Below are 26502 nucleotides of genomic sequence, written 5' to 3'. Positions count from 1 at the left end.
CCCGCCATGACCCGCCAGAAGCTGGTGCTCGACGCGCTCGACGCCGACGACCCGGCACCCCACCTCGACGCCCTCGCCCGCGGCGGCTCCGCGTTCGACTGCCCCGACCTCGGCAGCGGCCGCCTGGTCCTGCCCCGGTACGCCGAGGTACGGCACGTCCTGCGCGACCCGGCCTTCGGCTGCGCGCCGTCCGCCGGCCACTTCCTGGACGACCTGCCCGCGGGGCTGCGCCCCGCCCTGGCCCCCGTCGCCTCCTGGGCCCTGTACGCCGACGGCGCCGACCACCGCCGGCTGCGCTCCCTGCTCGCCAAGGCCTTCACCCCCCGCCGGATCGCCGCCCTGGAGGAGCGCACCGCCGCCACCGCCCGCGGCCTGCTCGACCGACTCGCCGCGGCGGGCGGCGGCGACGCGGTGCGCGCCCTGGCCTTCCCGCTGCCCGTCCTCACCATCTGCGCCCTGCTCGGCCTGCCCGCCGCCGACCAGGACCTCCTCAAGGACTGGTCCGACGACCTGATCCGGATCGTCGAACCCGACCCCGGCCCCGCGGACGTCGCCCGCATCGCCGGCGCCTGGCACGCGCTGTGGGACTACTTCACCGCCGTGGTCGCCGACCGCCGCGCCCGCCCCGCCGACGACGTGGTCTCCGGCCTGGTCCGGGCCGAGGCGGACGGTTCCCGCCTGACCACCGAGGAGATCGTCTCCAACTGCGTCTCGCTCCTGCTGGGCGGCCACGAGACCACCACCAACCTGCTCACCGCGCTGCTCCTCGCCGCCACCGCCCACCCCGCACCGGCGGCCGCCGCGACCCGCGACCCCCGCGCGGCCGCCGCCTTCGTCGAGGAGGTGCTGCGCACCGACGGCCCCTCGAAGATCACCGCCCGCACGGCACTCGCCGACACCGAGGTCGCCGGCGTCCCCGTCGAACGCGGCCGCCGCATCGTGCTGCTGCTGGCCTCGGCCAACCGGGACCCCCGGGCCTTCGAACGTCCCGAGCGCTTCGACCCGGCCCGCGCCGCCAACCCGCACCTGGCCTTCGGCCACGGCCCGCACGCCTGCTTCGGCGCCGCCCTGGCCCGCCTCCAGGGCCGGATCGTGCTGGAGCAGTACGCCGCCCACCCCGCCGCCTTCGCCGTCCACCCGGACCGGGTGCGGTGGAACCCCTCCCGCGTCCTGCGCTCCGCCCGCAGCCTGCCGCTGACCACCGGCCACCGGAGCGCCGCATGATCCTCACCGGACCCCGCATCGAGGAGGAGCACGCCGCCGGCCGCATCGTCATCACGCCCTTCCGCGCCGACGCGGTCAACCCCAACAGCTACAACTACCGCCTCGGCAGCACCGTCAAGAGCTTCGACGCGACCACCCGCAGCTGGCTCGCCCTCGAACTCCCGGAGGAGGGCTACGTGCTGGCCCCCGGCCGCATGTACCTCGGCCACACCGAGGAGGTCATCGGCAGCGACACGTACGCCATGTCGCTGATCGGACGCAGCTCGATGGGCCGCCTCGGCCTGTTCCTCCAGGTCTCCGCCGACCTCGGGCACACCACCTCCTGCCACCGCTGGACGCTGGAGATGGTCGCCACCCGCCCGCTGCGGATCTACCCCGGCATGACCGTCGGCCAGGTGTCCTTCTGGCAGAACCAGGGCCGGGTGCGCCCCACCCCCGCCCTCTACGCCCGCTTCAACGAACCCCACGAGTCCGCGATCGGAGACCGGCTGTGATCCTCACCGGCGACGAGCTGGCGCGGCAGGTCGACCGGGAACGCATCGTCATCTCCCCGTTCGACCCGGCCCGCTGCACCACCAACTCCTACGACCTGGCGCTCGGCCGGCGGGTGCTCGTCTACACCGACGACGTGCTCGACCCGCGCCGGCCCGCCGCCCACGAGGTGCGCGAGATACCCGAGGAGGGCCTCGAACTCGCGCCGGGCGAGTTCGTGCTCGCCGAGACCGCCGAGACCATCGGCAGCGACCACTACGTCCCGCTGATCCACGCCAAGTCCGGCACCGCGCGCATGGGCCTGTTCGTGCACGTCACGGCGGACCTCATCGACATCGGCTTCATGGGACAGTCCACCCTCCAGCTGTACGCGACCCTGCCGGTGCGGATCCGGCCCGGCATGCTGATCGCCCAGGTCACCTTCTGGCAGCCGGTGGGCGCGATCCGCCTCTACGACGGCAAGTACCAGCTCGCCGACGGCCCGCAGCCGTCCCGGACGTACCTCGACCACCAGGTGGCGGGCCGTGCCTGAGCCGACCACCATCGCGCCGACCACCGCCGTGCCGCCTGCCGCCGCGCCGCCCGCGACCGCGGGACCCGGCTCCGCCCCGGCGCCCGCCTGCCCGTACGCGCCGTACGCGCCGGCCGTGACCGACTCGGCCGACGCGTTCCGCACCGTGCAGGACCGTGCCGAGTGCACCTTCGCCCGCCGCTCCCGGCTCGTCGGCATGCCCGCCCACGTCGGCCCGGACGCGCACGCCGCCGGCCTGGTCGCCGGGCCCGCGCTGCGCGCCTTCACCGCCCGGGCGGCCGCCGACCGCCTCGACGGGTTCGTCGTCGAGCTGACCGACCCCGTGCACGGGGCCACCCCCGCCGCCGTGGCCGCCACCACCCGGGCCGTGCTGGCGGGCGTGCTCACGGCCGACGGCGACCGCGACCTGGCGGGGCTGGCGGGGGCGGAGGCGGAGCACTGGTGGTTCCGGGCCTTCGGGACCCGCTGGTTCGCGCTGGTCTTCGCCCCCTCCTACGGGCCCGAGTCGCCCCGCCACACCTTCGGCTCCGCGTCCACCTTCGTGCTGCTCCAGCCGGTGGAGGCCTTCGACCGGCACGCCAGCCCGCGCGGCGCCGCCATCGCGGAGGGCGTCCGCGAGGACATCCGCGACCGGTACGCCGCCGGCGGCCGCCCCTACGACGCCGAACTCGCCGCCCAGGACGTGGAGTCGCTGAAGTTCGTGTGGCCGCACGGCCCCGCCGACGCCCCCGTGCGCTGGTGGGAGCGGCCCGCACCGCCCGCGGACGCCGCCGGTCGCGCGCCGGCAGCCCTCGAGGGCACGGAGCCGGCGCCCCACCACCCGCCTGACCCCGCCCTCCTGGCGGCCGTCGCCGCGGCCGCCGCCGCCACGCACGCCGGACCACCCGACCCGACCCGGGGCCTTCCCGCCGCCGCGCCCGCCGGGCCCCCGGCCGGCGCCGGGGACCTCGGCGCCGACCTGCTCGTCGCCGCGACGGCGGCTCTCGCCGACGCCGTGCCGCCCGTCGACCGGGAGACCGCGCGCGGGCTGCTGGCCGGCCTCGCCGGGCTGACCCTCGACGGCCCGCACCGTCGGGTGCCGCTGCACACGGCCCTCCCCGGGACCGACCTCCCGGCCGCCCTGCGTCCCGTCGGCGCCCACGGCGCCCCGGAGGAGGACGTGTTCCGGCTGGCGCTCGCCGCGGCCTGCCCCGGCGCACCCTGGCCGGACGGGCCCGCGGACCCCGCCGCGCTCGCCGCGGCCGTCCGGGTGCTCGGCGGCCGGCTCGGCTGCCGGGTGCCGACGCTGGCCGCGGTGGCCGCCCGCCACCTGCTGCACCTGCTGCCGGCCGCCGACGCGGCGGGCCGCCGCCACCTCCTGCGCCGCCTGGCCTGGCTCACCGACTCCCGGGCGGCCGGCGCGCAGGCCCTGCTGCTGGGCCTCACCGGCCCCGACGACCCGCTCGTACGCCTCCCCGCGGTGCCCCCGGCTCCCGCCCCGGCAACCGGCGCCGGCGCCGGCGCCCCGGACGAGGACGAGGAACCACTGCCCCTGGCCGACTGGCACCGGGAGCCGCCCGCCCCGGACGAGGAGCGCCGCCTCGGCGGCCGGGTCCGGGCGGTACGCCGCCACCGCGGGGCGACCTTCGCCGACCTGTCCTGGGCCGGCCGGACCGTCCAGCTGTCCCTCCCGGCCGGCGGACCGGTCCGCATCCGCCCCGGGGACCTGCTGGCCGTACGCGGCCGCGGCGGACGCTCCCGCACCGGTGCCGCCGTCCTCCTCGTCGACGAGGTGCTGCGGCACCGGCCCGGCCGCTCCGCGCGCCCGCTGCGCGCCGCCGGCCCGGACCCGGCCGGCGAGCCCCCCGTCGCGGGCCTGCTGCGGCCCCGGCTGACCCGGCTCGGCTTCGCCGAGGCGGCCTCGCCCCTGCTCACGGAGGGCTACTTCGGTGGCCGCGCCCGCCCGTTCGCCACCCGGCAGGCCGACCGGGACCGGCCGCTGTACCTGCGGGTCACCACCGAGCTCGACCTGCTGCGCCGCCTCGCCGAAGGCCGCACCCGCGTCTACGAGATCGGGCCGAGCTTCCGCAACGAACCGCTGCGGGGCGCCGCCGCCAAGGAGTTCACGATGCTGGAGGCCTACGCCGCCGACCTGCGCCTGGACGCCATGGCCGAGCTGGTCGCGGACCTGGTCGCCGACGTCCTCGACGACCCGCGCCGGCCCCGCTGGACCACGTTCGACGAGGCCTTCGCCGAGACCGCCGGGGCGCACCCCGACGACACCGCCGCACTGCACCGGCTGGCCGCCCGGACCGGCGGCCCCGACCCGCGGCGGTTCGCCGACCCGCACGCCCTGGCCCAGCGGCTGTGGCGGGGCACCTACCGCCACCGGCTGCCCGGCGTGGCGCTGGTCCACCGGATCCCCGGCCCGGCCTCGCCGTTCATCGCGGGGGAGGGCCGCACGGCACGCCGGGTCTGGCTCTCCGTCGACGGGGTCGAACTCGCCGAGATCAGCGCCAACGAACGCGACCCGGACCGGCTCGCCCGGCGGCTGGCCGCCCAGTTCGCCAGCGACCCGCACCCCGTCCACCGCGACTACGGCGACGTACTGGAGACCTTCGCCGCCGGCGTGCCGCCCTGCGTCGGCGTCGGACTCGGCCTCACCCGCCTGGCGGAGCTGCGCGCCGCCCGCACGACCACCGCGCAGGAGCCACGGCCGTGACACCGACGCGGACACCGACGGACGCCGACAGCGACCGACACCGACACCGAAACCGTCACCGACGCCCACCGACACCGACCCGGGAGCACCCGCAGCCATGACCACCACCGCCCACGCCCCCTGGCTGGCCGCGAACGAGGCCCTGTGGGACGCCCGCGTCCCGCTCCACGCCGACAGCGACTGGTACGACCTGGCCGGCTTCCGCGCCGGCGGCCTGGCCCTGGACCACATCGAGCGCGCCGGCGTCGGCGACCCCGCCGGCCGCAGCCTGCTGCACCTGCAGTGCCACTTCGGGCTGGGCACCCTGTCCTGGGCCCGGTTGGGGGCCGAAGCCGTGGGAGTCGACTTCTCGGCCGCCGCCGTCGAGCGGGCCCGCGCGCTGGCCGCCGAGACCGGCCTGCCGGCCCGGTTCGAGCAGGCCGAGGTCGGCGCACTCGACCTGGGGCGCACCTTCGACGTGTGCTTCACCTCCTGGGGCGTGCTGATGTGGCTGCCCGACCTGACGGCCTGGGCCCGCGCCGTCGCCCGCCACCTGCGCCCGGGCGGGAAGTTCTTCCTCGCCGAGGGCCATCCGCACCTGTTCGTCTGGGACGACGAGCCCGGCAGGGACGGCTACCGGCCGCGCAACCCGTACTTCCGGCACACCGCACCCGTCGTCGACGCGGAGGCCGGCACGTACGTCGACACCTCCGCGACCCTCAGCCTGCCCCAGTACCGCTGGAACCACCCGCTGTCCGAGGTGGTCTCCGCCCTGGCAGGAGCCGGCCTGCGCATCACCGACATGGCCGAACATCCGGTCCTGCCCTGGCAGCCGCTGCCCTGGCTGACCCCCGCCGAGCAGCCGGGCTTCTGGCGGATCCCCGGCGACCCCTTCCCGCTCAGCTTCACCGTCACCGCCACCAAGGACTGACCCCGCCCGGCCCACCCCCTAACCGCCCCCCTCCCGCGCACGAAAGGAACACGACGTGACCACCACCACCCTCCGCGCCCTCCCCGCCTGGCCCCTGGCCCGGGTCCCGCGCACCCCCGCCGACGTGTGGGACGCGAGCTACACCGAGTTCGTCGCCATGGTCAACCAGACCAACGTGCCGCCCGGTTCGTACGCCACCCTCAACGCCTGGGCCACCTTCGGCCGCATCGACGCCTCCTCCTCGGTCCTCGAGGTCGCCTGCACCACCGGGTTCTCCTCGCGTGAACTCGCCCGGCTCACCGGCTGCTCCGCGACCGGCTTCGACCTCAGCGACGACTCGGTGCGCATCGCCCGCTACAACCACCAGGCCGTCGACCCCGCCCTGCGCCTGGACTACTTCACCGCCGACGGCGCCACCGCCGAACCCCGCGGCCGCTTCACCCACGTCGTCGTCGGGGCCGCCCTCGGCTTCTTCCCCGAACCCGCCGCCATGGCCCGCCGGCTCGGCGGCTTCCTGACGGACGGCGGACTGCTGCTGGCCTCCCCGTTCTGGGCCGACGAGCCGCTGCCGGCCGAGGCGGAGGACCTGCGCCGCGAGGTCTTCGGCATCACCAGCCCGATGGAGACCTACCACGAGGCCCTCTCCCTCTACCGCGGCTTCGACGTGCTGCACGAGACCCGACACGTGCCCGTGCAGGAGAGCGAGGACGACATCGCCCACTACTGCGCCTCCACCGTGGACCGAGCCTGCGCGCAGTCCGGCGTCACCGACCCCGCGGTCCGCGCGGCGATGACCGAGCGCCTCGCCGCCGTCCGCCGGGCCTCCAACCGGCTGCGCCGCCACCTGCGTTACTCCGTACTCGTGCTGCGTTACGACCGCGCCACCTACCCCGCCCGCTACGTCGAACTCTTCTGACCCCCGGACCGTACGGCAGCAGCGGACCCACAGGAACGGACCCCACCCACCATGGCCATCGCCCACGACGCCTCCCGCGTGCGCGCCCGCGACCTCATCGGCCTCGAACGGCACGAGATCCCGGCCGTGCACGACCTGCTCGACTACCTCCGCTACGACGACCACGGCCGGCTCCGCGTGCACGGCCACGACGCGCACGACCTGCTCACCCGGGCCGGCGCACCCCTGATCTGGTACCTCGGCGACCGCGTCCGCGCCAACTACCGCGCCGTCGACGGGGCGTACCGCGCGCACTTCCCCGGCCACCGCACGTTCGCCGCGGTCAAGGCCTGCTACGTCAAGGAGTGCCTCACCGTCCTGCGCGAGGCCGGCGCCGGTGCCGAGGTGATGAGCGCGCTGGAGCTCCAGATCGCCCTCCAGACGGGCTTCGCCCCGGCGGACATCGTCAGCAACGGAGTGGGCCGCAGCCCCGAGTACGCCGACGCCACCGTGGCCGCCGGCGTCGGACTGACCGTCCTCGACTGCCCGGAGGACCTCGACACCCTCGCCGCCGCCTGTCGCCGCCACGGCGTCCGGGCCCGCGTCGGACTGCGGGTGACGCCTCCCGTCGACCACGAGGGCATCTACATCACCCCGTCCTCCAAGCTCGGCGTCGACTGGGAGGGGGGCGAGTTCCTGCGGCTGGCGCGGGCCGCCCTGGACACCCCCGAGGTGGACGTCGTCGCCCTGCACGCCCACCAGGTCACCCACTGCTCCCAGCTCGCGAAGTACCGGGCGACCCTCGCCGGCGTGGCGGACGTGGCCCGCGCCGTGGAGCGCGAACTGGGCCTGCGCTTCGAGGTCGTCGACATCGGAGGGGGCCTGGAGACCCGGTTCCTGCTCCGCCGTTCGGGCCTGGGGCCCGAGGACTTCGCGGCCGTCGCCGCGGAGGAACTGGGCCGCATCGGCTACCCGTTCGTCCTGCACATCGAGCCGGGCCGGTTCCTCACCGCGGACGCAGCCGTGGGCCTGACCAGGGTGGCCGCCGAGAAGCGCAACGGCGAGCACCGGTACCTGATCACCGAGATCGGCTCGAACGTGCTGATCGACATGGCGGAGGTCACCTACCACCCGCTGCCGACCGTGCTGCCCGCCCCGGACGCGCCCTGGGCCACGTACGACGTCGGCGACTCCACCTGCGCCCCGGCGCTGGTCTGCCGTACCGCGGTGCTGCCGGACACGCCGGACAACCGGCTGCTGCTCCTCCTCAACTGCGGTGCGTACTCCACGGTGTTCACCCAGCTGTGGGCCTTCCGGCTGCCCCGCTACCTCTTCAGCGACGGCGACGGACCGGTGCGCACCGTGTTCGACGACGAGGCCCAGCACGCGATGTACCGGGCCCTGTACGGCTACGAGATCCGGCCGTGACCCCCGCCCGGGACTCCACCGCGCCCCCGGCCGCCCCGGCGCCCGGGGGCGCCCCGGTGGTCTGGATCAACGGGCCCTTCGGCTGCGGCAAGAGCACCGTCACCCGCCACCTGGCCGCACTGCTGCCCGGCGCCCTCGTGGTGGACCCGGAGGACGTCGGTCACATGCTGTGGCGCCAACTCCCCGGCGCACTGCGGGAGGAGGAGTTCGAACTGGAGCCGCTGTGGGCCCCGCTGACGCGCCTGCTCGTCGAGCGCTGCGCCCGCACCTACGGCCGCCCCGTGGTGGTCCCGATGACGGTCTCCCGGTTGCCGGTGTTCGAGCAGCTCGTCGGCGGCCTGCGCCGCGGTGGCCTGGACGTACGCCACTTCACCCTGCTCGCCGACCCGGCGACGATCCGGGAACGGCTGCGCCGGCGCATGGCCGAACGCAGTGAACCACCCGACGAATGGGGCGAGTTGAGTTGGGAGGGCCGCCAGCTGGCGCGGTGCCTGGAGACGCTGACCGGACCGGAGTTCGGGACCCACCTGTGGACCGCAGGCAAGCCGCCCGAGGACGTGGCGCGCGAGCTGGCGGCCCAGCTGTGAACCGCCGCTCGCGCGCCGCCCCGGGCGCGCAGTGCTACTGCAGGAGCTTCGCCTTTGCCTGCTCGAACTCGGCGGGCGTGATGTCCCCGCTGGCCTTCAGCTTGGACAGCCGGTCGAGCTCGTCCACGTGGCTGCGGGGCCCGGCGGTCTCCCGGATGTAGTCGTCCATCATCGCCCTCTGCTCACGTGCCTGCTCGATCTCGCGCCGGCCCATGCTCTTGCCGCGGGCGATGACGTAGATCAGCACGCCGAGGAAGGGAATGATCAGCACCAGGATCAGCCAGCCGGCCTTCCCCCATCCGCTCATCGAGTCGTCGCGGAAGATGTCGACGATGATGCGGAACAAGAGCATGAACCACAGCACCCAGAGGAAGATCCACAACACGGTCCAGAACGCGCCGAGCAGCGGGTAGTCGTACGCGAGGACTTGGCTTTCCATCGCACGGTCTCCTTCCTTGCGCACAGCCGTGCCGGGGCGGAACCGGACGGCCCGCGCCCACGGTGTTCAGACTGGGCGAGCCCCGGCCGGGTGCCTTCACCCGCGGCGGGTGATTCGCCCCCGCCCCGCCACCCCCGAGATCGCCCCCGCGCAGCCCACGGAGCCGCAGGTCAGGTCCCTGGATCCGACCTCCCTCGCCCGGCGTGGCGATCATGGGTGCAGCACCCGATCATGGGGTGAAGTGCCCAGGGGCCCGCAGCCCCGCCCGTCCGGGCGGGACGCGGGCGCGACCGACAAAAGGGGCGTGGCGAAAGGCCGCGATCGCACGCAGCCCGCCCCGCGCGGGGTGACCCATGAGCGTGGCTTTCCCGGAAGACCCCTTGCTGGCCGCGAAACTCGCCGTGCCCGTCCAGGCACCCGGCCTGGTCCGCCGCGAGCGCCTGCTGGACCGGCTCACCGCCGGTACGGCGGGTCCCCTGACGCTGATCACCGGGGCGGCCGGAGCCGGCAAGACCGCCCTGGCCGCCTCGTGGGCCCTCTCCCGTCCCGAGTCCGCGCCGCTGGTCTGGGTGACGGTGGAGGAGGACGACACCCCGGCCGCCTTCTGGGCGTACGTCGCCGAAGGCCTGCGCCGCCGCGGACTGCCGTCCGGCACCGGTCCCGGGACGCCCGTCCCCGCCGACGCCGCGGCCCGCTCACAGCTGGTCCGGCTGGCCGCGGCGTTCGAGCGCCTGCCCGACCCGCTGGTGATGGTCGTCGACGGCCTCGACCGCGTCCCCGGCAGGGAGGTGCACGACGGACTGCGCTTCGTCACCGAGCACGCCGGCCCGGCCCTGCGGCTGGTCCTGATCAGCCGGGAGGACCCGGGGCTGCCGCTGCACCGTTACCGTGCCGAGGGCCGGCTCCAGGAGATCCGGGAGGCGGACCTCGCCTTCACCCGCCACGAGGCGGCCCTCCTCCTCGGCGGCGAGGGCCCGGCGCCCGACGACGAGGTCGTGGACCTGCTGCTCGGCCGCACCGAAGGCTGGGCCGCCGGCCTGCGCCTGTGCGCGCTGGCCATGATCAGGACCGCCGACCCCTCCGGCTTCGCCCGCTCCTTCACCGCCTCCGAGCAGGCCGTCTCCGACTACCTCCTCACCGAGGTGCTCGCCGCCCAGCCGGCCCCCGCCCGCGAGCTCCTGCTGCGCACCGGCGTCCTCGACCTGGTCCACGCCGATCTCGCCGCGGCGCTCACCGGTCGGGCCGACGCCGAGCGCACCCTGCAGGAGCTGGTCCGCTGCCACGCCTTCGTCGAACCGCTGGCCGGCACCCGCTGGTACCGCTTCCACCCCCTGTTCGCGGAGGTCCTGCGCGCCCACCTGCGCAGCCTGCGCCCCGAGCTGGAGCCGCGGCTGCACCGCCGCGCCGCCCGCTGGTACGCCGACGGGGGCCGCCCCGCCGAAGCCGTCGACCAGGCCGCGGCCGGCGGTGACTGGGCGTTCGCGGCCGCCCAGACCGTCCGGCACCTGATGGTCGCCCCCCTGCTGGCCGTCCCCGGCGCGACCCCGTCCGCCGACACCTTCGCCGACATGCCCGCCGACCTCCCGGGCGCCGCACCGGCCCTGGTCGCCGCGGCCTGCCGGCTCAGCCACCACGACGCCGCCGGCTGCGGCACCCGGCTGGCCCGGGCCGAGCACCGGCTGCGCGACGCCGACCCGCCCCCGGAACCGGCCGACCAGCTCACCGCCGTACTGCTGCGCCTGCTGTCGGCCCCCGACGGACAGGGCGACGCGGAGGCCCGCCGGGCCGCCGCCCTCATGGCGCACCTGACACCCGAAGAGCGCGCCGGCCACCCCGAGATCGAACCACTGCGCCTGTACGGGCACGCCCTCGCCCGTCGGCGGGCCGGCGCCCTCCGCGCCGCCCGCGACGGCCTGGAGCAGGCCGTCGCCGCCTGCTCCGGCGACCCGACCGCACTGCTGCGCCACCGGAGCCTGGGCCGACTGGCCCTGGCCGACGCCGCGGCCGGCGCCCTGGCCCGGGCCCAGGAGCACGGCACGGCCTCCCTCGCCGTCGCGGACCGGTACGGCCTGCCCGACGCCGCGCGCTCCGGGGCCGCCGACCTGGCGCTGGCCGCGGTGGCCGTGGAACGCGGGGACCTCGGCACGGCCGCCGCACACCTCGACGGCTGCGCACCGTTCCCGGACACCTGCCGCGACGCGGACCTCGCGACGGAGCGGCTGGTGCTGCGCTCGCAGCTGGCGGTCGCCCGGGGCCGGTGGCAGGACGCGCTCGACGTACTCGACGAGCCCGCCCCGCCCGCCTCGCCCGACGCGGTCGCCCGCCTCGCCGTCGCGCACGCCTCCGCCGCCCTGGCCCACGGGGACCCCGGCACCGCCCTCGTCGTGCTGGCGGAGGTGCCCGAGGGCCCGCCCGCGTGCGCGGTGGTCCTCGCCGAGGCGCACCTGGCCGCCGGGCGCCCCGACCAGGCCCTGCGGCTGGTCGCACGGGCCGAGGACGCCGAGGAGGCGACCGACGCGGACCGGGTGCGCCTGGAGTTGCTGCGCGCCCACCAGGCGCTCCTGGCCGGCGACGAGGCCGCGGCCCGCGACCGGTTGGGGCAGGCCGTCGACCGCGCGCTGCCCGAGCTGCTCCGCCGCCCCTTCACGGAGGCCGGCCCCTGGGTACGGCACCTCGCGCGCGACCTCAACGGCCACGCCGACGCGTACGTACGCCTCACCGGCGCGCCGGCCCGCTCCGAGGCGCTCGTGGTGGAGCAGCTGAGCCCGCGCGAGAAGGAGGTGCTGCAGCAGGTGGCGCGCATGATGTCCACCGAGGAGGTCGCCGCGGAGCTGCGCCTGTCCGTCAACACCGTCAAGACCCACCTGCGCGGCATCTACCGCAAGCTGTGCGTCTCGCGGCGGCGCGACGCGGTCGAGCGCGCCCGGGAGCTCCACATCCTGTGACGGGCCCGGCCTGCGGAGGGCCGGCCTGCGACGGGCCCCGTCGCCCGAACGGGCCTCCGAGGGCCTCCCCGGCCTCGGGACTCCCGGACCCCCGCACCCCTCGCCTCACCTGCCGCGGGTGAGGTGCGCGGCCCGGTCCGCGACCACGATGAAGGGGACGGGCCCGACGACCGGGCACGGGCTCACAGGGGAGAGAGGGACGCCGCCCATGCGCTACGAATTCCGGATCACGGGCCACGTGTCCGAGCCGCTGTCCCACGCCTTCCCCGAACTCGACGACAAGCCGGCACCCGGGCAGACCCTGTTCTTCGGCACCGTCACCGACGACGCGCACCTCTACGGACTGCTCGGGCGCTTCCGGGACCTGGGCCTGCACGTCGAGGAGATGCGGCGGCTGCCCGACTGAGCCGGGTGCGTCCGGCGCGGCGGACGCCGGGACCGGCCACGGCAGAGCGAGAAGGGGCACGGAGATGAAGAAGGCGGCGGCAGACGGGGGCGGCAGCGTGAAGAGGTCCGCCCGCCCCGGGCGCGAGGCCCTCGACCCCGACGAACGCGCCCAGCGCGGCAGGACGGCGCGCACGAGCGTCCGGCGCTCCGAGCACGCGCGGCTCGACGTCGGGACCGACCGGGACCCCGTCGGCATCCTGGAGGCGCAGTCGGCCAACCGGGTGCCCGAACTCGTCCCCCTCCGCAACGGCCGCATGCTCGAGTCGCCGTTCCGCTTCTACCGGGGGGCCGCCGCCGTCATGGCGGCCGACCTCGGACGACAGCCCCACACCGGACTGACGTCCCAGCTGTGCGGCGACGCCCACGTCCTGAACTTCGGCCTGTTCGCCTCGGCCGAGCGCACCCTCGTCTTCGACGTGAACGACTTCGACGAGTCCCACCCCGGGCCCTTCGAGTGGGACGTCAAGCGGCTCGCCGCCAGCCTCGCCGTCGCCGGCCGGGCGAACGGCTTCTCCCCGGCCGACCGGGCCGACGTCGTCCGCGAGGCCGTGTCGGCGTACCGCCTGCGCATGCAGCGCTTCGCCGGCATGCGGGTCCTCGACATCTGGTACGCCCAGGACGACGCGGACGCCCTCCGCGCCCTCGGTGCGGAAGGCGGTGCGCGCGTCCTGCGCGGGACCGACCGGATGCTGGCCAAGGCGCGCAGCAAGGACAACATCCAGGCCTACGGCAAGCTCACCCGCCGGGTCGGGGGCGAACCGCGCCTCGTGTCGGACCCGCCCCTGATCGTCCCCCTCTCCGACCTGCTCGGCAGCGACGCGGGGACGGACCAGGACACGGCGCTCAACGAGCTCGTCGACGCGTACGCCGCGAGCCTGGCACCCGAGCGCCGCCACCTCCTCGGCTGCTTCCGCGTGGTCGACATGGCCCGCAAGGTGGTCGGCGTCGGCAGTGTGGGAACCCGCTGCTGGATCATCCTCCTGACCGGCCGCGACGCGGACGACCCGCTGCTGCTCCAGGCGAAGGAGGCGGGCCCGTCCGTGCTGGCGCCGTACGCGGGGCCGGCCGGGTACGACAACCAGGGCCGGCGGGTGGTGTACGGCCAGCGGCTGATGCAGGCCGCCGGCGACATCTTCCTCGGCTGGGTGCGGATCACGGGCATGGACGGCCGGTCCCGCGACTTCTACGTCCGCCAGCTGCACGACTGGAAGGGGGCCATCGAGACGGAGGGGATGCGACCGGCCGGCATGCGGCTGCTGGCCCGGGCGTGCGGCGCCTCGCTGGCCCGCGGCCACGCCCGGTCCGGCGACCCGGTGGCCATCGCCGGCTACCTCGGCACCTCGGACTCCTTCGACCGGGCCCTGGTCGGATTCGCCGAGGCGTACGCCGACCTGACCGAGCGCGACTACGAGGCCTTCGCCGAGGCCGCCCGGACCGGTCGGATCCCGACGGCGGAGGGCTGACCCGCCCGTGTCCCCGCGGGCCGCCGTCGCGCTGCTGGCCGCGCTGTGCGCCGCCGGTGTCCCGTACGCCCCGGCGGCGGCCGCGCCGACGGCGGGTGTACGGGTGGCGCTGACGGCCCCCTGGACCGCCCCCGGGACGGCCACCGGGCCGGCCGCCGGGGACTTCGACCCCCGGCGACCGCGGTTCGTCGCCCGGGTGTCGCCCGTGCCGCCGGACCGGCTCGGCCGGTCCCACGGCGCGGACTGCCCGGTCCCGCCGGCGGAGCTGAGGCTCGTCCGCCTGACCCACTGGGGCTTCGACGGCACGGTGCACCAGGGCGAGCTCGTCGTGCACGAGCGGGCGGTGGACCCCGTGCTGCACGTGTTCGCCAAGGCGTTCGAGGAGCGGTTCCCGATCCGGAAGATGCGCGTGATGGCCGCCTACGGCGGCGACGACGCGGCCGCGATGGCGGACGACAACACCTCGGCCTACAACTGCCGCGCCGTGACGGGACACCCCGGGCTGCGCTCGCAGCACTCGTACGGCGACGCCGTCGACATCAACCCGGCCGAGAACCCGTACGTGGACCGCAACGGCACCGTGCACCCGCCGGGCGCGACCGCCTACCTCGCCCGGCGCGACCGCACGCGCCCGGGCGTCGTCCTGCCGGGCGGCGCCGTCGCCGCCGCCTTCGCGGAGGTCGGGTGGCAGTGGGGCGGCCGGTGGAACCTCCCGGACTACCAGCACTTCTCCGCCAACGGGCACTGAGCGGGCCGCCTCAGTCGTGCAGCAGCTCCTCGCGCAGGTGGCCCAGCGTGCGGGTGAGCAGGCGCGACACGTGCATCTGGGACAGCCCGATCTCGGCGCCGATCTGCGCCTGCGTCAGCTCCTGGCCGAAGCGCATCTCCAGGATGCGCGACGAGCGTTCGTCCAGCTCCGCCAGCAGGGGCGTCAGGGCGTGCAGGTCCTCGACCGCCTCCAGCGCGTGGTCGGTCTCGCCCATGGTCTCGGCGAGGGTCCGGGTGGCCCGCCCGGCGCGGTGCGCCTCGGTGCCGACGGCGGAGTCCTGGGGTGCGTCGAGGGACTGGGTGGAGTACCCGTTGGCGGCCACCAGGCCCTCGCGGACCTCGTCCTCGGTGAGGTCCAGGTGGTCTGCGAGCTCCGCGTGGCTGGGGGCGTGGTCCGTGGCGGCGGTCAGCTCCTCGGTCGCCTTGGCCAGCTGCGAGCGCAGCTCCTGGAGCCGGCGCGGGACCCGTACGGCCCAGGTGGTGTCCCGGAAGTGGCGCTTGATCTCGCCGGTGATGTACGGCAGGGCGAGGGTGGTGAACTGGGTGTTGCGGTCCGGGTCGTAGCGGTCGATGGCCTTGATGAGGCCGATGATGCCGACCTGGACGATGTCCTCGTTCTCCGGTCCGCCGGGGCGGTCCCGGAACGGGCGGGCGGCGAAGTTCACCAGCGCCACGTTCATCTCTATCAGTGTGTTGCGCACGTACTGGTGCTCGCGGGTACCCGGCTCCAGGCTCCGCAGCCGGTCGAAGAACACGCGGGTCAGCTGCCGCGCCTCGCCCGTGGAGAGTTCGCGCGGGCAGGACACCTCGGGCAGCCCCGCCAGCGCGGGGGAGCGGGCGACGCCACCGGGGGCCGGGGCCGGGGCCGGGGCATGGGTCGGGGCCTGGGTGGTCGTGGGCTCGGCCGTGGCCGTGTATGTCATCGTCTCCGCTCCTTGGGCACGGGGGCTTGCGGCGCGTTGCGCGATCGTCCGATCAAGCGGAAGTCCGATTCCGCTCACCTGAACCCTGCCGGTGTGAAGGACACACGTCAAGGGATACCGGAAAACCATTTCGGGATTTGATTTTCGCGAGTCACCACTCAAGAATGGGCCCGTGGAGAGCGAGCACACGGGGTCCCGCCGCAACCGCTGGACCTTCCTGACGAACCACGCGCGGGTCCTCATCGCGATCGCGCGCGATCCCGGGATCCGGCTGCGCGACATCGCGGCCGGCTGCGACCTGACCGAGCGCACGGTGCAGGCGATCGTCACCGACCTGCAGGCGGACGGGTACCTCACCCGCATCCGCGACGGCCGTCGCAACCGCTACGTCATCGCCCCCGGCGCCCGCTTCCGCCACCCGGCGGAGGCCGACCACGAGATCGCCGGCCTGCTGGCCTACCTCGCCGCGCCCCTCGCCCCGCCCACGGTGGCCCCGACCCCCCTCGGCGCGGTGCCGCCCACGACCGCGGCCGACACCGCGCCGACCACCCCGGCCTGATCGGGCCCTTCGTCCGTCAGGCCGCTTCGTCCATCAGGGCGCGGATCAGCTTCCGCTGGTCCTCGGAGAGGTAGGGGTCCTGGAGGTCGATCACCTGGTCGTCCACGGTGATCCGGTAGTGGAAGCCGTCCGGGGACGGCGAGACGGCCCGGTGCGCCAGTTCCTCCCAGCGTTCCGCGTCGCGTCGCCCCCTGGTGTCGATCTCCCGGGCCTTCTCGACCCCCGCGAAGCCCCCGGTACGGGTCACAGTGATCAGCATGGGCGTTGCCTCCCTGGTCCGGCGTGCCGCCGCGGGCGCCCCCCATCGGCCGCCCGCGGTGGTGGCGGCGCGGCGCCGCCACCACCGCGGCTGCCCGGAATCCCGACCCGGCCCCGCTCTCCCGGCCCGCGCGCCCGGATCCGTCCTGAAACGGTTCCTCCGTGGCCGACATCCAACCCCGAACGCCCGACGCCCGCCTGACCCCGGGTCGGCTCGACGGTCGGACGGCGGCTACGACGCCGTCGGAGCCATGGCGGTGCGGTCGGCGGACGGCGCGGCGGTGGCCGTCGGCCCGGCCGCCAGGAGGGCGAAGGCGGAGTCCAGGCAGGAGGCGGCGCGCCCCGGGTCGGGGTCGACCTTGCGCATGATCTGCAGGCCCTGGACCAGGTCGAGCAGGAGCCGGGCACCCTGCCGGGGGGTGACGGCGGGGGTGAGCTCCCCCTCGCGTGCGGCCCGCTCCAGCTGGGCGGTGAACGCCTCCTCGGCGTACCGCAGGTTGCGCCGGGCGAGCTTCGCGACCTCCTCGTCGTGGGGCAGCAGTTCGGCGATGCTGTTGACGCTGAAGCACCCCGCGTTGCCCGAGGCGGCGTCGGCGGCGAGCAGTCGGCCCAGGACGTCCCGCAGGCGGGGGAGCGCCGGCCCCGTGTCGTCGAGCGCGGTGTCGAGCAGCCGGGTCTGGTGGTCCAGGTAGCGGCCGAGTGCCCGGATGAACAGCTGGTGCTTGTCCCCGAACGCCGCGTAGATCGATCCGCGGCCCAGCCCCAGCTCCGCCACGAGGTCACTCAGCGCGGTCGCCTCGTAGCCCTTGCGCCAGAACAGGACCATCGCCCGGTCCAGGATCGCTTCTTCGTCGAACGTACGTGGTCTCGCCATGCACCCCACGGTAGCGAAGGCCGGCGGCCGCGGGACACATATTTGACCGCTCGTTCCAGAATGGGCTACGTTATGGAACGAGCGGTCCGGAACTCCCGACGGGAGCCGGACCCACCCATGAGACGGACCCGTCAGGAGCGAGCGTCGTGAAGGTCGAGATCTATTCGGACCTGGTGTGTCCGTGGTGCTACATCGGCAAGCGCCGGTTCGAGAAGGCCCTGGACGCCTTCCCGGAGGCGGCCGGTGTCGACGTCGTCTACCGGCCGTTCCAGCTCAACCCGACGGCCGCGCAGACCCCGGAGCCCTCCGCGCACGTCTACGAGCGGAAGTTCGGCCGCCCCGCGGGGGCCGTCTTCGGACCGCTGACCAGGGCCGCCGCCGCCGAGGGCATCACCTTCCGGATGGACGACGCCCTGGCCACCAACACCTTCCAGGCGCACCGGCTCCTCTGGTTCGCCCGCCGGCACGGGCGCCAGGCCGAGGTGAAGGAGCGCCTGCTGGCGCACTACTTCACCGACGGCGGAGACCTCGGCGACCGCGAGGCGCTCGCGGAGCTCGCCGGGGCGGCCGGCCTCGACCGCGGCGCGGCGCTGGCCTTCCTCGCCTCGACCGAGGGTGCTGACGAGGTCCGCGCCGAACTCGCCGAAGCCGCCGCCGTCGGCGTCACGGCGGTCCCCACCTTCGTCATCGACGGCACCGTGGTGCTCCAGGGCGCCCAGAGCCCCGAGGTCCTCCTCGAGGCCCTCCGGCGGGCGGCCGCCGACCGGGACCACGCCACCGCCTGACCCCACCCGCAGCACCCCGCAACCACCACCACCCTCACCACCCCGCCCCCCGCGCACCGCCCGAGCCGCCGGCACGCCCGCGTGCGGCCCGGCTCAGACCCGATCGAGGAGTTCCCCATGAAGGCAGCAGTCATCAACCAGTACGGCCAGGTCCGCGACGTCGTGCGGGTCACCGAGGTGCCCGTCCCCGCCGTCGGCCCCCGGGACGTGCTCATCGAGGTCCGTGCGGCCGGCGTCAACCCGGTGGACCACCTGATCGTCAAGGGCTTCCTGAGTGCGGGTGAGCCGACCGGGGACGTGGTCATCGGCAACGAGGTCGCCGGCGTGGTCACCGAGGTCGGTGGCGAGGTCACCCGCTTCGCGGTGGGGGACGAGGTCTTCTCCCGCGTCGACCCCCGCGTGGGCGGCGCCTTCGCCGAGTACGTGGCCGTGGACCAGTCCCTGGTCGCCGCCAAGCCGTCCGCCCTGACGTTCGAGGAGGCCGCCTCGCTGCCCCTGGTCGCGCTCACCGCCCTGCAGGCCCTGACCGAGCACGCCGACGTACGGGCCGGGACCCGCGTGCTGATCCACGGCGCCGCCGGCGGCGTGGGCTCCGCGGCCGTCCAGATCGCCAAGCAGCTCGGCGCCGAGGTGGTGGCCACCGCCAGCGCCGGCAGCGTCGAACTGGTCCGCGAGCTCGGTGCCGACCGGGTGATCGACTACCGGGCCGAGAAGTTCGACGAGGTCGTGTCCGACGTCGACGTCGTCCTGGACACCATCGGCGGCGAGACCCAGGAGCGGTCGTTCGGCGTGCTCAGGACCGGCGGCACCCTGGTGTCGATCGTCCCCATCGCGGACGCCGAGGCCAAGAAGGCGCAGTGGAACGTCGAGGCCCGCAGCTTCTTCATGCACCCGCACGGCGGGCAGCTGGCCCACCTCGCCGGCCTGGTGGAGTCCGGGCGGCTCCGGCCGATCGTCGAAACGGTCTACCCCCTCGACGAGACCGTCGAAGCCCTGCAGAAGGTGGAGCGCGGCGGCGCCCGCGGCAAGACCGTCATCGGTGTCCGCGCCTGACCGCACCGCACCCCGCTCACCGAGGCCGCCGATCGCTCCCCGACCGGCGGCCTCCGCGTCGACGCGCACGGGCCCACGGGGGTGAACCGCCCCTGGCCGCCCGCTCCTTCGGGCCGTGGTCCACGCTCGCCCCGGAGCGGCCACCTTTCGTAAGTCCGGAGCGCCCTTGACGCCGTCCGCGGCCGGAGCGCACGCTGAGAGAACGAGGTACACATCGGGCACATCCCTTACGCCAGCGCGTCCGTGCACGCCGTCGAGCCTGCCCCGTCCGCGGCGGCCGGCGCCGCTACCGGCCCGGCCCCGATGTCGGCCCCGCACCCCGAAGCCGACCCGGCCCCGCGCGTGCGCGGGAGCCCGACGGCGCCCGAGGGAGGCCCCCATGTCAAGCGAGTACACGACGTTGCGCGTCCGGGTCACCGCCCGGGACCCCGACACCCTGCGCGCCCTCCTGCGCGAAACCCGCCCCGACGTCGGCGGCCGGGTCCGCCAGGCAGAGGACGGCAGTTGCACCTTCGACGCCTACGTCGGCCCCCAGGAGGCCGAGGCCCTCGAACGGGACGGCGTGACGGTCACGGTCGTCGAGGACGCCACGGCCGTCGGCCGGGCCCGCCAGGCCGAGGTCGGCGAGGGCGACCGCTTCGCCCCCCAGGACGCGGTCCCGCAGGGATTCGCCCTCAAGGTGAAGGACGCGTGAAGCACACCTGAACGACACGGAGGAGACGTCCGGGAGGAACGCCATGTCGTACCTGAACATCGTCGAGGTCGAGTCCGGTGTGGCCTCCCTGGCCGCCGCCTTCCCGACCACGAGCGACCTCATCGCACTGCCCGAGCCCTCCGCCGAGGGCCGCGCCTGCAACGCCCTGCGGATCGGCACCCACCGCCTCGAGCCCAAGAACGCCGTCGTCCTCACCGGCGGTCTGCACGCCCGGGAATGGGGCAGCTGCGAGATCCTCGTCAACCTCGCCGCCGACCTGCTGCACGCGCACGCCGGCGGCACCGGACTGGCGTACGGCGGCACCCACTTCACCGCCGCCCAGGTGCGCACCGTCCTCGAGGAGCTCGACGTCGTGGTCTTCCCCCTCGTCAACCCCGACGGCCGGCACCACGCCCAGACCGTCGACCCGAACTGGCGGCGCAACCGCAACCCGGCGATGTCCGGCGGGAACCCGGCCGCGATCGGCGTCGACATCAACCGCAACTTCGACTTCCTCTTCGACTTCGAGACCGCCTTCCACCCGCTCGCCCCGGTCCGCGTCTCGAACGACCCGGCCGACCCCAACCAGGTGTACCAGGGCCCGGAACCCTTCTCGGAGCCGGAGACGCGCAACGTCAGGTGGCTGGTGCGGCACTTCGACCGCACCCGCTGGTACGTCGACGTGCACAGCTACACCCAGACCATGCTCTACGTCTGGGGCGACGACGACAGCCAGTCCGACGACCCGACCAGGAACTTCCGCAACGCCGCGTTCGACGGCAGGCGCGGGCTCAAGGACGACCTGCTCTACGCCGAGTTCCTCCCGAAGGTGGACGCCGACGACTCCGCCGTGCTCGCCGAGCGGTTCTGCAGGGCGTTGGGCGGCGTCCGCGGCAAGGTCTACACGCCGAAGCCCGCCTTCGACCTCTACCCGACCTGCGGCACGAGCGACGACTACACGTACGCCCGCCACATCGTGGAGGAGGGCGGGGAGCGGATCCTGGCCTTCACCGTCGAGTGGGGGACGGAGTTCCAGCCGCTGTGGCCGGAGATGGAGAAGATCGTCCTCGACGTCGACGCCGGACTCGTCCAGTTCTGCCTCACCGCCCTCGGCGCGGACTGACCCCGGCCCGTCCCGGAAGCAGGGCGGCCGCCAGGAGCAGGGCGACGGCCAGGACGCAGGTGGCGACGACGAACGCCGCCGGGGCGGCCGCGGCGGTGACGACGCCGGCCTCGTCGGCGGCCTCCGCGTTGGCCGCCAGGACGACGGCGCCCGCCGTCGCCAGGCCGACGGCCCCGCCCAACTGCCGGAGCGTCTGCCGCAGGACGGACGCGTCGGCCCGCTGGTGATCGGGCACGGCGCGCATCAGCTCGGCGCTCAGGGCGGGGACCGGCAGCCCCATCCCGAACCCCGCGAGGAGCATCCCGGGGACCTGCCAGGGGTACGCGCCCGAGGTCAGGGCCGCCGTCCAGAGCGCCGCGCCGACCGTGGCGGCGACCAGGCCGGTCAGGACCGGCACCCGGATCGACCCGGACCGCTCCAGCAGGTACCCCGACAGGAGGGTGCCCGTCGCCATGGCCGCCACCAGGGGCAGCAGACAGCTGCCGGTGGCCAGGACCGACAGGTGCGTGACCTGCCGCAGGAACAGCGCGCCGTGCACCAACACGATCAGCTGGGGCGCCTGCACCATGAACGTCAGCCCGACCGCCACGGCGTACGGGCGGATCCCCAACAGCCGCAGGTCGACGAGCGGGTGCCGGGACCGCAGGACGAGGCGCACCGCCACGGCGAGCGTCACCACGCCCGTCGCGAGTGCGGCGAAGGTCCGGGGATCGGTGGGGCCCACCTCGCCGCACGCGTACAGCCCGAGGACCAGCAGGACCAGCGAGACGACCACGACGAGCGGCTGGAGCGCGGTGAGCGCACCGCCCGCCGCGCCCCGCACCACCCCCGCCGCGGCCGTCAACGCCAGCGTGGCGACGCCGACGGGCACGTTGACGAGGAAGACCGAGCGCCAGCCTGCGAACTCCGTCAGGACCGCGCCCACCACGGGTCCGAGGACGAAGAAGACCTGCGCCAGGGCCGCGTACACCGCCAGCGCGCGGGCCCGTTCGTGCTCCTCGTACACGTCCGTGATCAGGGTCGTGGCCACCGGGAGCATCAGCGCGGCCCCGGCGCCCTGGACGGCCCTCGCCAGGAGCAGGAACGGCTCCGCGGCACCTCCGGCCGGCACGAGTCCGCACAGCCCCGAGGCGACGGCGAAGGCCGCGGTCCCCACCCGGAAGGTGCGCAGCAGGCCGTACCGGCGGGCGGCCATGCCGCCGACCGGGGCGAACGCCGCCAGCGCCAGGATGTAGCCGAGCACCACCCCGTGCATCTCGAAGGTGGTGAGACCCAGGCTCCGCGCCATCGGACCGAGCGCGACCGCGACGACGGTCTGGTCCAGCATCACCATCCCCCCGGCGCACGCCATCGCCGCGACGACGACGCGCCTGCGGGGCGGGGGAGGCCCTGGGGATGAGGGCCGGCACGGACGCGACACCACCTCCCAACGAGCCGGGCGCCCGGACGCAATGGCCTCGGGACCCCGCAGTGCGCCGGACCCCTCGAGCTCAGGCCCGGTGAGGTGCGCGGCGGTGGCGTTGCTCGAGCCAGGCGCGGTGGTGGTCGGCGAGGGTCTGCTGCCACGGGCGGTAGGTGACGCCGAGCTCCTCGACGCTGCGGCGGTTGTCGACCGCGAACCGGATGCCGAGGTGCCCGCGGACGTACTCCTGCGTCAGGCCGAAGGCCGGGCCGAGCAGGCGGACCGGCCAGTGCGGCAGCCCCCATCGGGGCAGCCGCCAGTCGCGGGGGCGTACGGCCAGGAGGGCGCGTGCCATCTCGCGGAAGGAGACCATCTCCGACGCGGCGAGGAGGTAGCGGCCGTGGGCCCCGGGGTTCTCGGCGGCGGCGACGTGCGCCGCGGCCAGGTCCCTGACGTCCACCACGGTGAAGGAGAAGTCGGGGGCGCCGTAGCAGAAGGCGCCCTTGAACAGCTCGTCCACGAGGAAGAGGCTGCCGGAGACGGAGGCGGGCGTCAGAGAGGGGCCGAGCACCAGCCCCGGGTTGACCGAGACCATGCGCCAGCGGTCCTGGGCGCGCTCCGCCTCCCACGCGGTGCGCTCGGCGACGGTCTTGGCGTAGTGGTACGGGTTGCTCTCCACCGTGCTCGTGGTGTTGAAGTAGCGCTCGGACAGCACGCGGCCGTCCATCTCCAGGACGTCGGCGTACTGCCCGAAGACCGCGCCGACGGTGGACGTGAGCACCAGGCGCTCGACCGACGGCGTCCGCTCGAGGCCGGCCAGGACGTTGCGGGTGCCGGTCAGCGCCGGCTCCACCACGTCCCGGCGGCCGTCCTGGATCTGCTCGGGCATCAGGAAGGGGGAGGCGACGTGGAAGACGACCCGGCAGCCCGCCATCGCCCGGTCGAAAGAGCCCGCCACGAGGAGGTCCGCCTCGAAGAGCTCCAGCCGGCCGGGGTGCCGGTCCGCCATCTCGCGCAGCGGCCCCACCTTCGCGGCGTCGGCGAGCGACCGGACGGTGGCGTGCACCCGGTACCCCCGCTCCAGCAGCGCGCGGACGAGGTGGCTCCCGACGAAGCCGCTGCCACCGGTGACGAGCACCGTGCCCCCGGCCCCGCCGCCCGTCCCCGCAGCGCCCATTTCCCCGCCTTCCCCCGGCCCGGACGACCACCCGCGTCGCACGGGTCGCCGGAGCCTACGCCCGCTGCCCGCGGAGCACCAGGGCTCCGCGGGCAGCCGGCGCACCGGCCGTCCGGCGCGCGGGCGGGCGGTGGGGTCAGCCGGTCGTGACGACGAGCTTGCCGCGCACGTGGCCGGTGGTGGCCGCGGTGTGGGCCTCTTGCATCGCGCTCAGGGGGTAGGTGGTGGTCCGGGGGACGCGGAGGGTGCCGGCGGTGACGAGCCCGGCCAGCTCGGCCATGTCCCGGTCGGTGGCCCGGTAGCCGAAGTTGACGGCACGTACGCCGCGGGCGGCGAGGGCGTCGGGATCGGCGGCGAAGACGGTGGTGGCCAGCCGGCCCCCGTCGCGGACCAGCGGGGCGATCCGCCCCATGAGGACCTCGCGGTCGTCGGCGAGGTCGAGGACGGCGTCGACCCCTTGGGGGTGCGCGGCGCGGACGGCGTCGGCGACGTCGGTGGTGCGGTGGTCGATGACCTCGCCCGCCCCGAGGGAGCGGGCGTAGTCGTGGTCCTCGCCGGCGGCGACCGCGATCACGCGGGCGCCGCGGGCGGCGGCCAGCTGGAGGGCGTACGAGCCGACGCCGCCGGTGGCACCGACCACCAGCAGCGACTCGCCCTCCGCCGGGTCCAGCCAGTCGATCAGGCCCAGGGCGGTGCCCCCGGTCATGGGCAGCGCGGCCGCGGCGACCGGGTCCAGGTCCGCCGGCCGTACGCCGAGCGCGGCCGTCTCCGGCGACGCGGTCATGTACTCGGCGTACGAGCCGTGCGGGTTGCTGGCCGGGGCCGTCGGCAGCCGCATCCCGAAGACCTCCTGCCCCACCTCGAAGGCCGCGCCGTCGCCGACGGCACTGACGCGGCCCGCGAAGTCGAAGCCGAGGGTCTGCGGGAAGGGGAACGTGACGCCGGGGGATGCGAAGGCCCCGGCGGCCACCTTCCAGTCGATCGGGTTCACCGAGGCCGCACGGACCTCGATCTGCACTTCGCCGGGGCCCGGTTCGGGCACCGGCAGGTCCTTGAGCTGCGGGGTCTGCCCGAAGGAGTCGATCGCGAAGGCGCGCATGGGTGCCTCCACCTTTCTCTGGGGTGAGGGAGGGCCGGGCCCCGGCGGTGCGGGGAGAGGGGGTGGGACCTACGGCGCGATCTCGAACGTCGGCGGTCGGAGGCCGGCCAGGCAGGACGTGTCCGGCGCGGTCGGGCTGTCGAAGAAGGAGTTGGTGATCGTCTGCGCGCACGTCGAGTCGGCGAAGACCACGTGGGCGACGTACGGGACGGTGACGGCGGTGGACCGGCTGAGCGTCCGCGCGACGTACGCCCCGTTGCTCGGCGCGGTCTGGGCGTCGAACCCGCCGGACAGGGCGAGGGTCGGGATGTCGCTGCGGGTCACGTCCCGGACCGAGCGCGGCAGGGCGGGGACGTCCCAGGCCCGGCAGTCGTCGTGCAGCCAGGCGAGCTGCGGCGCGTTGGCCAGCATCGAGCGGGGGAACGTGGGGAAGGCGCGCCGTCCGCCCCGGATGATGTCGGCCCGGGTCTCGTAGGGGGTCCACTGGCTGCAGAAGATGCCGTACACCAGTCCGTGGGAGGTCCTGCCGATGGCCTGCGGGCTGTACTTGCCGCCCGCGAGCTGCTCGGCGATCCGCTGCGGGTTGCCGTGGGCCAGTTCGTCGATGGAGCGGGGCACGCCGGCCGCCACGTGGGTGGCCGAGGTCAGCCAGCCGACCAGGTTCGCCCCGTCGATCACGACCGGCACCGGTTCCGGGCGGACGGGGACCGTGACGGTGGTGGTGATCGGGTGGGCCTCCAGCTCACTGACGAGGCGGAGGAAGGTGTCCTTGAGTTTCGGGTAGCGGGTGTTGCAGGCGGGCTGCTCCTCGCAGGCCTTGAACAGGCCGTCGAAGCCCTCCCGTGCGGCCTTCCAGGTCACCGCCCCGCCGGCCAGGTGCGGCGGCAGGACGCCGTCGATGCCGACCGCGCGGATGCCCTTCGGGTGCAGGCGCATGTAGTTGAGCGCCAGGTGGGTGCCGTAGGAGATGCCGAAGACGTTCCACTTCTTGAGGCCCAGCGTCTTGCGCAGGGCGTCGTAGTCGGCCGAGCTCTCGACGTCGTTGTAGGCGCTGCGGTCCGCCCCTCGGGCCTCCACGCGGTCGCGGCAGACCCGGGTCGCCTCGACGTGCAGGCGGCCGGTGGACGGCGCGTTGGAGACCAGGCCGAGGGCGCGGGCGTTGAACTCGTCGATGTTCGGGCAGGTGAGTTCGGGGTCGGCCGAGTAGGTCCCCCGCTGGGACATGAAGACCACGTCGCGGTCGCGGTTCAGGTCGCCGGCCAGCGCCATCGGGATCTCGGAGACCGCGTCGTCGCCGGGTCCGCCGGCGAGCCACACGATCGGATCGGGTGCCGGCCTGCTGGACTCGGCGGGCATGATCGCGACAGCGAGGGTGATCGTGCGCCCCCCGTGGCCTTCACGGCCTTCATGGCCCTTGGAGATCTTGGAGCCCTTGGAGCCCTTGTCCCGGGAACGCTTCTCCGGGACGGTGAGCGTGCCGCAGCGGGCGCGTTCCAGGTCGGGGATCGGGTCGGCCGTCCGGGGGCAGGGGCCCGGTTCGTAGTGGGCGTCGCCCACCGTGCGGGCGACCGTGCCGATCGGAGCGTCGGAGCCGGAACCGGCGTGGGCGGGCATCGCGGCGAGGCCGACGACGAGGGCGCCGGCGGTGGCTCCGGCCAGCGTGGCCGGGACCCGTCGTGCGGGGCGCCGACGGGGGGTCGGGCGAGGGGACATCGTGCGTCCTC

At 75.1% G+C, this 26502-nt stretch carries 25 protein-coding genes; 17 read left to right on the top strand and 8 right to left on the bottom strand.

Features of this window, described 5'->3' with window-relative positions; all coding sequences use genetic code 11:
- Nucleotides 1–6 precede the first annotated feature (6 nt).
- The 8 genes from ACIQCH_RS15645 to ACIQCH_RS15610 all read left to right on the top strand — a co-directional run bounded on the left by ACIQCH_RS15645 (nucleotide 7) and on the right by ACIQCH_RS15610 (nucleotide 8769).
- A complete protein-coding gene (locus ACIQCH_RS15645) occupies nucleotides 7–1224 on the top strand; it encodes a cytochrome P450 (protein ID WP_402581212.1) in 1218 nt (405 codons plus the stop codon).
- The gene (locus ACIQCH_RS15640) at nucleotides 1221–1718 is read left to right on the top strand and encodes a dCTP deaminase domain-containing protein (protein WP_402581211.1); all 498 of its coding nucleotides are present in this window, start codon (nucleotides 1221–1223) and stop codon (nucleotides 1716–1718) included. The genes ACIQCH_RS15645 and ACIQCH_RS15640 overlap by 4 nt, the downstream gene beginning before the upstream one ends.
- Nucleotides 1715–2248: a dCTP deaminase gene (gene dcd, locus ACIQCH_RS15635; protein WP_402581210.1), complete on the top strand. Its 534-nt coding sequence runs from the start codon at nucleotides 1715–1717 to the stop codon at nucleotides 2246–2248. Before ACIQCH_RS15640 ends, dcd begins: the two co-directional genes overlap by 4 nt.
- Nucleotides 2241–4949 carry an amino acid--tRNA ligase-related protein gene (locus tag ACIQCH_RS15630; RefSeq protein WP_402581209.1) on the top strand — a complete coding sequence of 903 codons (2709 nt, stop codon included), beginning with the start codon at nucleotides 2241–2243 and terminating at the stop codon, nucleotides 4947–4949. Before dcd ends, ACIQCH_RS15630 begins: the two co-directional genes overlap by 8 nt.
- Before the next feature lie 97 nt (nucleotides 4950–5046).
- Nucleotides 5047–5859 carry a class I SAM-dependent methyltransferase gene (locus ACIQCH_RS15625; protein WP_402581208.1) on the top strand — a complete coding sequence of 271 codons (813 nt, stop codon included), beginning with the start codon at nucleotides 5047–5049 and terminating at the stop codon, nucleotides 5857–5859.
- Between the two features lie 55 nt (nucleotides 5860–5914).
- A complete protein-coding gene (locus ACIQCH_RS15620) occupies nucleotides 5915–6775 on the top strand; it encodes a class I SAM-dependent methyltransferase (protein WP_402581207.1) in 861 nt (286 codons plus the stop codon).
- A 51-nt stretch (nucleotides 6776–6826) separates the two neighbouring features.
- On the top strand, nucleotides 6827–8182 hold the full coding sequence (locus tag ACIQCH_RS15615) for a diaminopimelate decarboxylase family protein (protein WP_402581206.1): 1356 nt from the start codon (nucleotides 6827–6829) through the stop codon (nucleotides 8180–8182).
- Nucleotides 8179–8769: an AAA family ATPase gene (locus tag ACIQCH_RS15610; RefSeq protein WP_402581205.1), complete on the top strand. Its 591-nt coding sequence runs from the start codon at nucleotides 8179–8181 to the stop codon at nucleotides 8767–8769. The genes ACIQCH_RS15615 and ACIQCH_RS15610 overlap by 4 nt, the downstream gene beginning before the upstream one ends.
- Nucleotides 8770–8803: 34 nt before the next feature.
- Here ACIQCH_RS15610 and ACIQCH_RS15605 read toward each other — a convergent pair whose 3' ends face one another.
- A complete protein-coding gene (locus ACIQCH_RS15605) occupies nucleotides 8804–9208 on the bottom strand; it encodes an SHOCT domain-containing protein (protein WP_402581204.1) in 405 nt (134 codons plus the stop codon).
- Nucleotides 9209–9561: 353 nt separating this feature from the next.
- Between ACIQCH_RS15605 and ACIQCH_RS15600 the strand changes: the two genes are divergently transcribed.
- The 4 genes from ACIQCH_RS15600 (at nucleotide 9562) to ACIQCH_RS15585 (ending at nucleotide 14811) form a co-directional block, all read left to right on the top strand.
- The gene (locus ACIQCH_RS15600) at nucleotides 9562–12153 is read left to right on the top strand and encodes a LuxR C-terminal-related transcriptional regulator (protein WP_402581203.1); all 2592 of its coding nucleotides are present in this window, start codon (nucleotides 9562–9564) and stop codon (nucleotides 12151–12153) included.
- 208 nt (nucleotides 12154–12361) lie between these two features.
- On the top strand, nucleotides 12362–12559 hold the full coding sequence (locus ACIQCH_RS15595; RefSeq protein WP_030198095.1) for a hypothetical protein: 198 nt from the start codon (nucleotides 12362–12364) through the stop codon (nucleotides 12557–12559).
- A 64-nt stretch (nucleotides 12560–12623) separates the two neighbouring features.
- Nucleotides 12624–14063 (top strand): DUF2252 domain-containing protein, encoded by a 1440-nt coding sequence (locus ACIQCH_RS15590; RefSeq protein ID WP_402581202.1) that lies wholly within the window; start codon nucleotides 12624–12626, stop codon nucleotides 14061–14063.
- A gap of 7 nt (nucleotides 14064–14070) precedes the next feature.
- Complete coding sequence (locus tag ACIQCH_RS15585; RefSeq protein WP_402581201.1) at nucleotides 14071–14811, top strand: M15 family metallopeptidase; 741 nt, start codon at nucleotides 14071–14073, stop codon at nucleotides 14809–14811.
- Nucleotides 14812–14821: 10 nt separating this feature from the next.
- On the opposite strand, the gene ACIQCH_RS15580 is transcribed toward ACIQCH_RS15585, so the two are convergent.
- Entirely contained in the window at nucleotides 14822–15754 is a 933-nt protein-coding gene (locus tag ACIQCH_RS15580; RefSeq protein WP_402581200.1) for a SigB/SigF/SigG family RNA polymerase sigma factor, read from the bottom strand.
- 172 nt (nucleotides 15755–15926) lie between these two features.
- Between ACIQCH_RS15580 and ACIQCH_RS15575 the strand changes: the two genes are divergently transcribed.
- Nucleotides 15927–16313 (top strand): helix-turn-helix transcriptional regulator, encoded by a 387-nt coding sequence (locus ACIQCH_RS15575; protein ID WP_402581199.1) that lies wholly within the window; start codon nucleotides 15927–15929, stop codon nucleotides 16311–16313.
- A gap of 16 nt (nucleotides 16314–16329) precedes the next feature.
- On the opposite strand, the gene ACIQCH_RS15570 is transcribed toward ACIQCH_RS15575, so the two are convergent.
- Nucleotides 16330–16572 carry a protealysin inhibitor emfourin gene (locus tag ACIQCH_RS15570; protein WP_402581198.1) on the bottom strand — a complete coding sequence of 81 codons (243 nt, stop codon included), beginning with the start codon at nucleotides 16570–16572 and terminating at the stop codon, nucleotides 16330–16332.
- Between the two features lie 231 nt (nucleotides 16573–16803).
- Entirely contained in the window at nucleotides 16804–17445 is a 642-nt protein-coding gene (locus ACIQCH_RS15565; protein ID WP_402581197.1) for a TetR/AcrR family transcriptional regulator, read from the bottom strand.
- A gap of 146 nt (nucleotides 17446–17591) precedes the next feature.
- Here ACIQCH_RS15565 and ACIQCH_RS15560 point away from each other — a divergent pair, with 146 nt between their 5' ends.
- The 4 genes from ACIQCH_RS15560 (at nucleotide 17592) to ACIQCH_RS15545 (ending at nucleotide 21100) form a co-directional block, all read left to right on the top strand.
- Complete coding sequence (locus tag ACIQCH_RS15560; protein WP_402581196.1) at nucleotides 17592–18230, top strand: DsbA family oxidoreductase; 639 nt, start codon at nucleotides 17592–17594, stop codon at nucleotides 18228–18230.
- Between the two features lie 117 nt (nucleotides 18231–18347).
- Nucleotides 18348–19283: an NADP-dependent oxidoreductase gene (locus ACIQCH_RS15555; protein WP_402581195.1), complete on the top strand. Its 936-nt coding sequence runs from the start codon at nucleotides 18348–18350 to the stop codon at nucleotides 19281–19283.
- Nucleotides 19284–19662: 379 nt separating this feature from the next.
- Complete coding sequence (locus ACIQCH_RS15550; protein WP_402581194.1) at nucleotides 19663–19977, top strand: hypothetical protein; 315 nt, start codon at nucleotides 19663–19665, stop codon at nucleotides 19975–19977.
- A 43-nt stretch (nucleotides 19978–20020) separates the two neighbouring features.
- Entirely contained in the window at nucleotides 20021–21100 is a 1080-nt protein-coding gene (locus tag ACIQCH_RS15545; protein ID WP_402581193.1) for a M14 family metallopeptidase, read from the top strand.
- Here ACIQCH_RS15545 and ACIQCH_RS15540 read toward each other — a convergent pair.
- The 4 genes from ACIQCH_RS15540 to ACIQCH_RS15525 all read right to left on the bottom strand — a co-directional run bounded on the left by ACIQCH_RS15540 (nucleotide 21078) and on the right by ACIQCH_RS15525 (nucleotide 26491).
- Entirely contained in the window at nucleotides 21078–22451 is a 1374-nt protein-coding gene (locus ACIQCH_RS15540) for an MFS transporter (RefSeq protein WP_402581192.1), read from the bottom strand. The two genes, ACIQCH_RS15545 and ACIQCH_RS15540, sit on opposite strands and share 23 nt — an antisense overlap.
- Nucleotides 22452–22590: 139 nt before the next feature.
- Nucleotides 22591–23679: an NAD-dependent epimerase/dehydratase family protein gene (locus ACIQCH_RS15535; RefSeq protein ID WP_402581191.1), complete on the bottom strand. Its 1089-nt coding sequence runs from the start codon at nucleotides 23677–23679 to the stop codon at nucleotides 22591–22593.
- 136 nt (nucleotides 23680–23815) lie between these two features.
- On the bottom strand, nucleotides 23816–24778 hold the full coding sequence (locus tag ACIQCH_RS15530) for an NADP-dependent oxidoreductase (protein WP_402581190.1): 963 nt from the start codon (nucleotides 24776–24778) through the stop codon (nucleotides 23816–23818).
- Between the two features lie 69 nt (nucleotides 24779–24847).
- The gene (locus ACIQCH_RS15525; protein ID WP_402581189.1) at nucleotides 24848–26491 is read right to left on the bottom strand and encodes an alpha/beta fold hydrolase; all 1644 of its coding nucleotides are present in this window, start codon (nucleotides 26489–26491) and stop codon (nucleotides 24848–24850) included.
- Nucleotides 26492–26502: the final 11 nt, after the last annotated feature.

Source organism: Streptomyces sp. NPDC093225, from assembly GCF_044753805.1.
Classification (GTDB): Bacteria; Actinomycetota; Actinomycetes; order Streptomycetales; family Streptomycetaceae; genus Streptomyces.
Note: the sequence above shows the minus strand (reverse complement) of the source record. Positions and strands in the feature narration are given on the sequence as shown.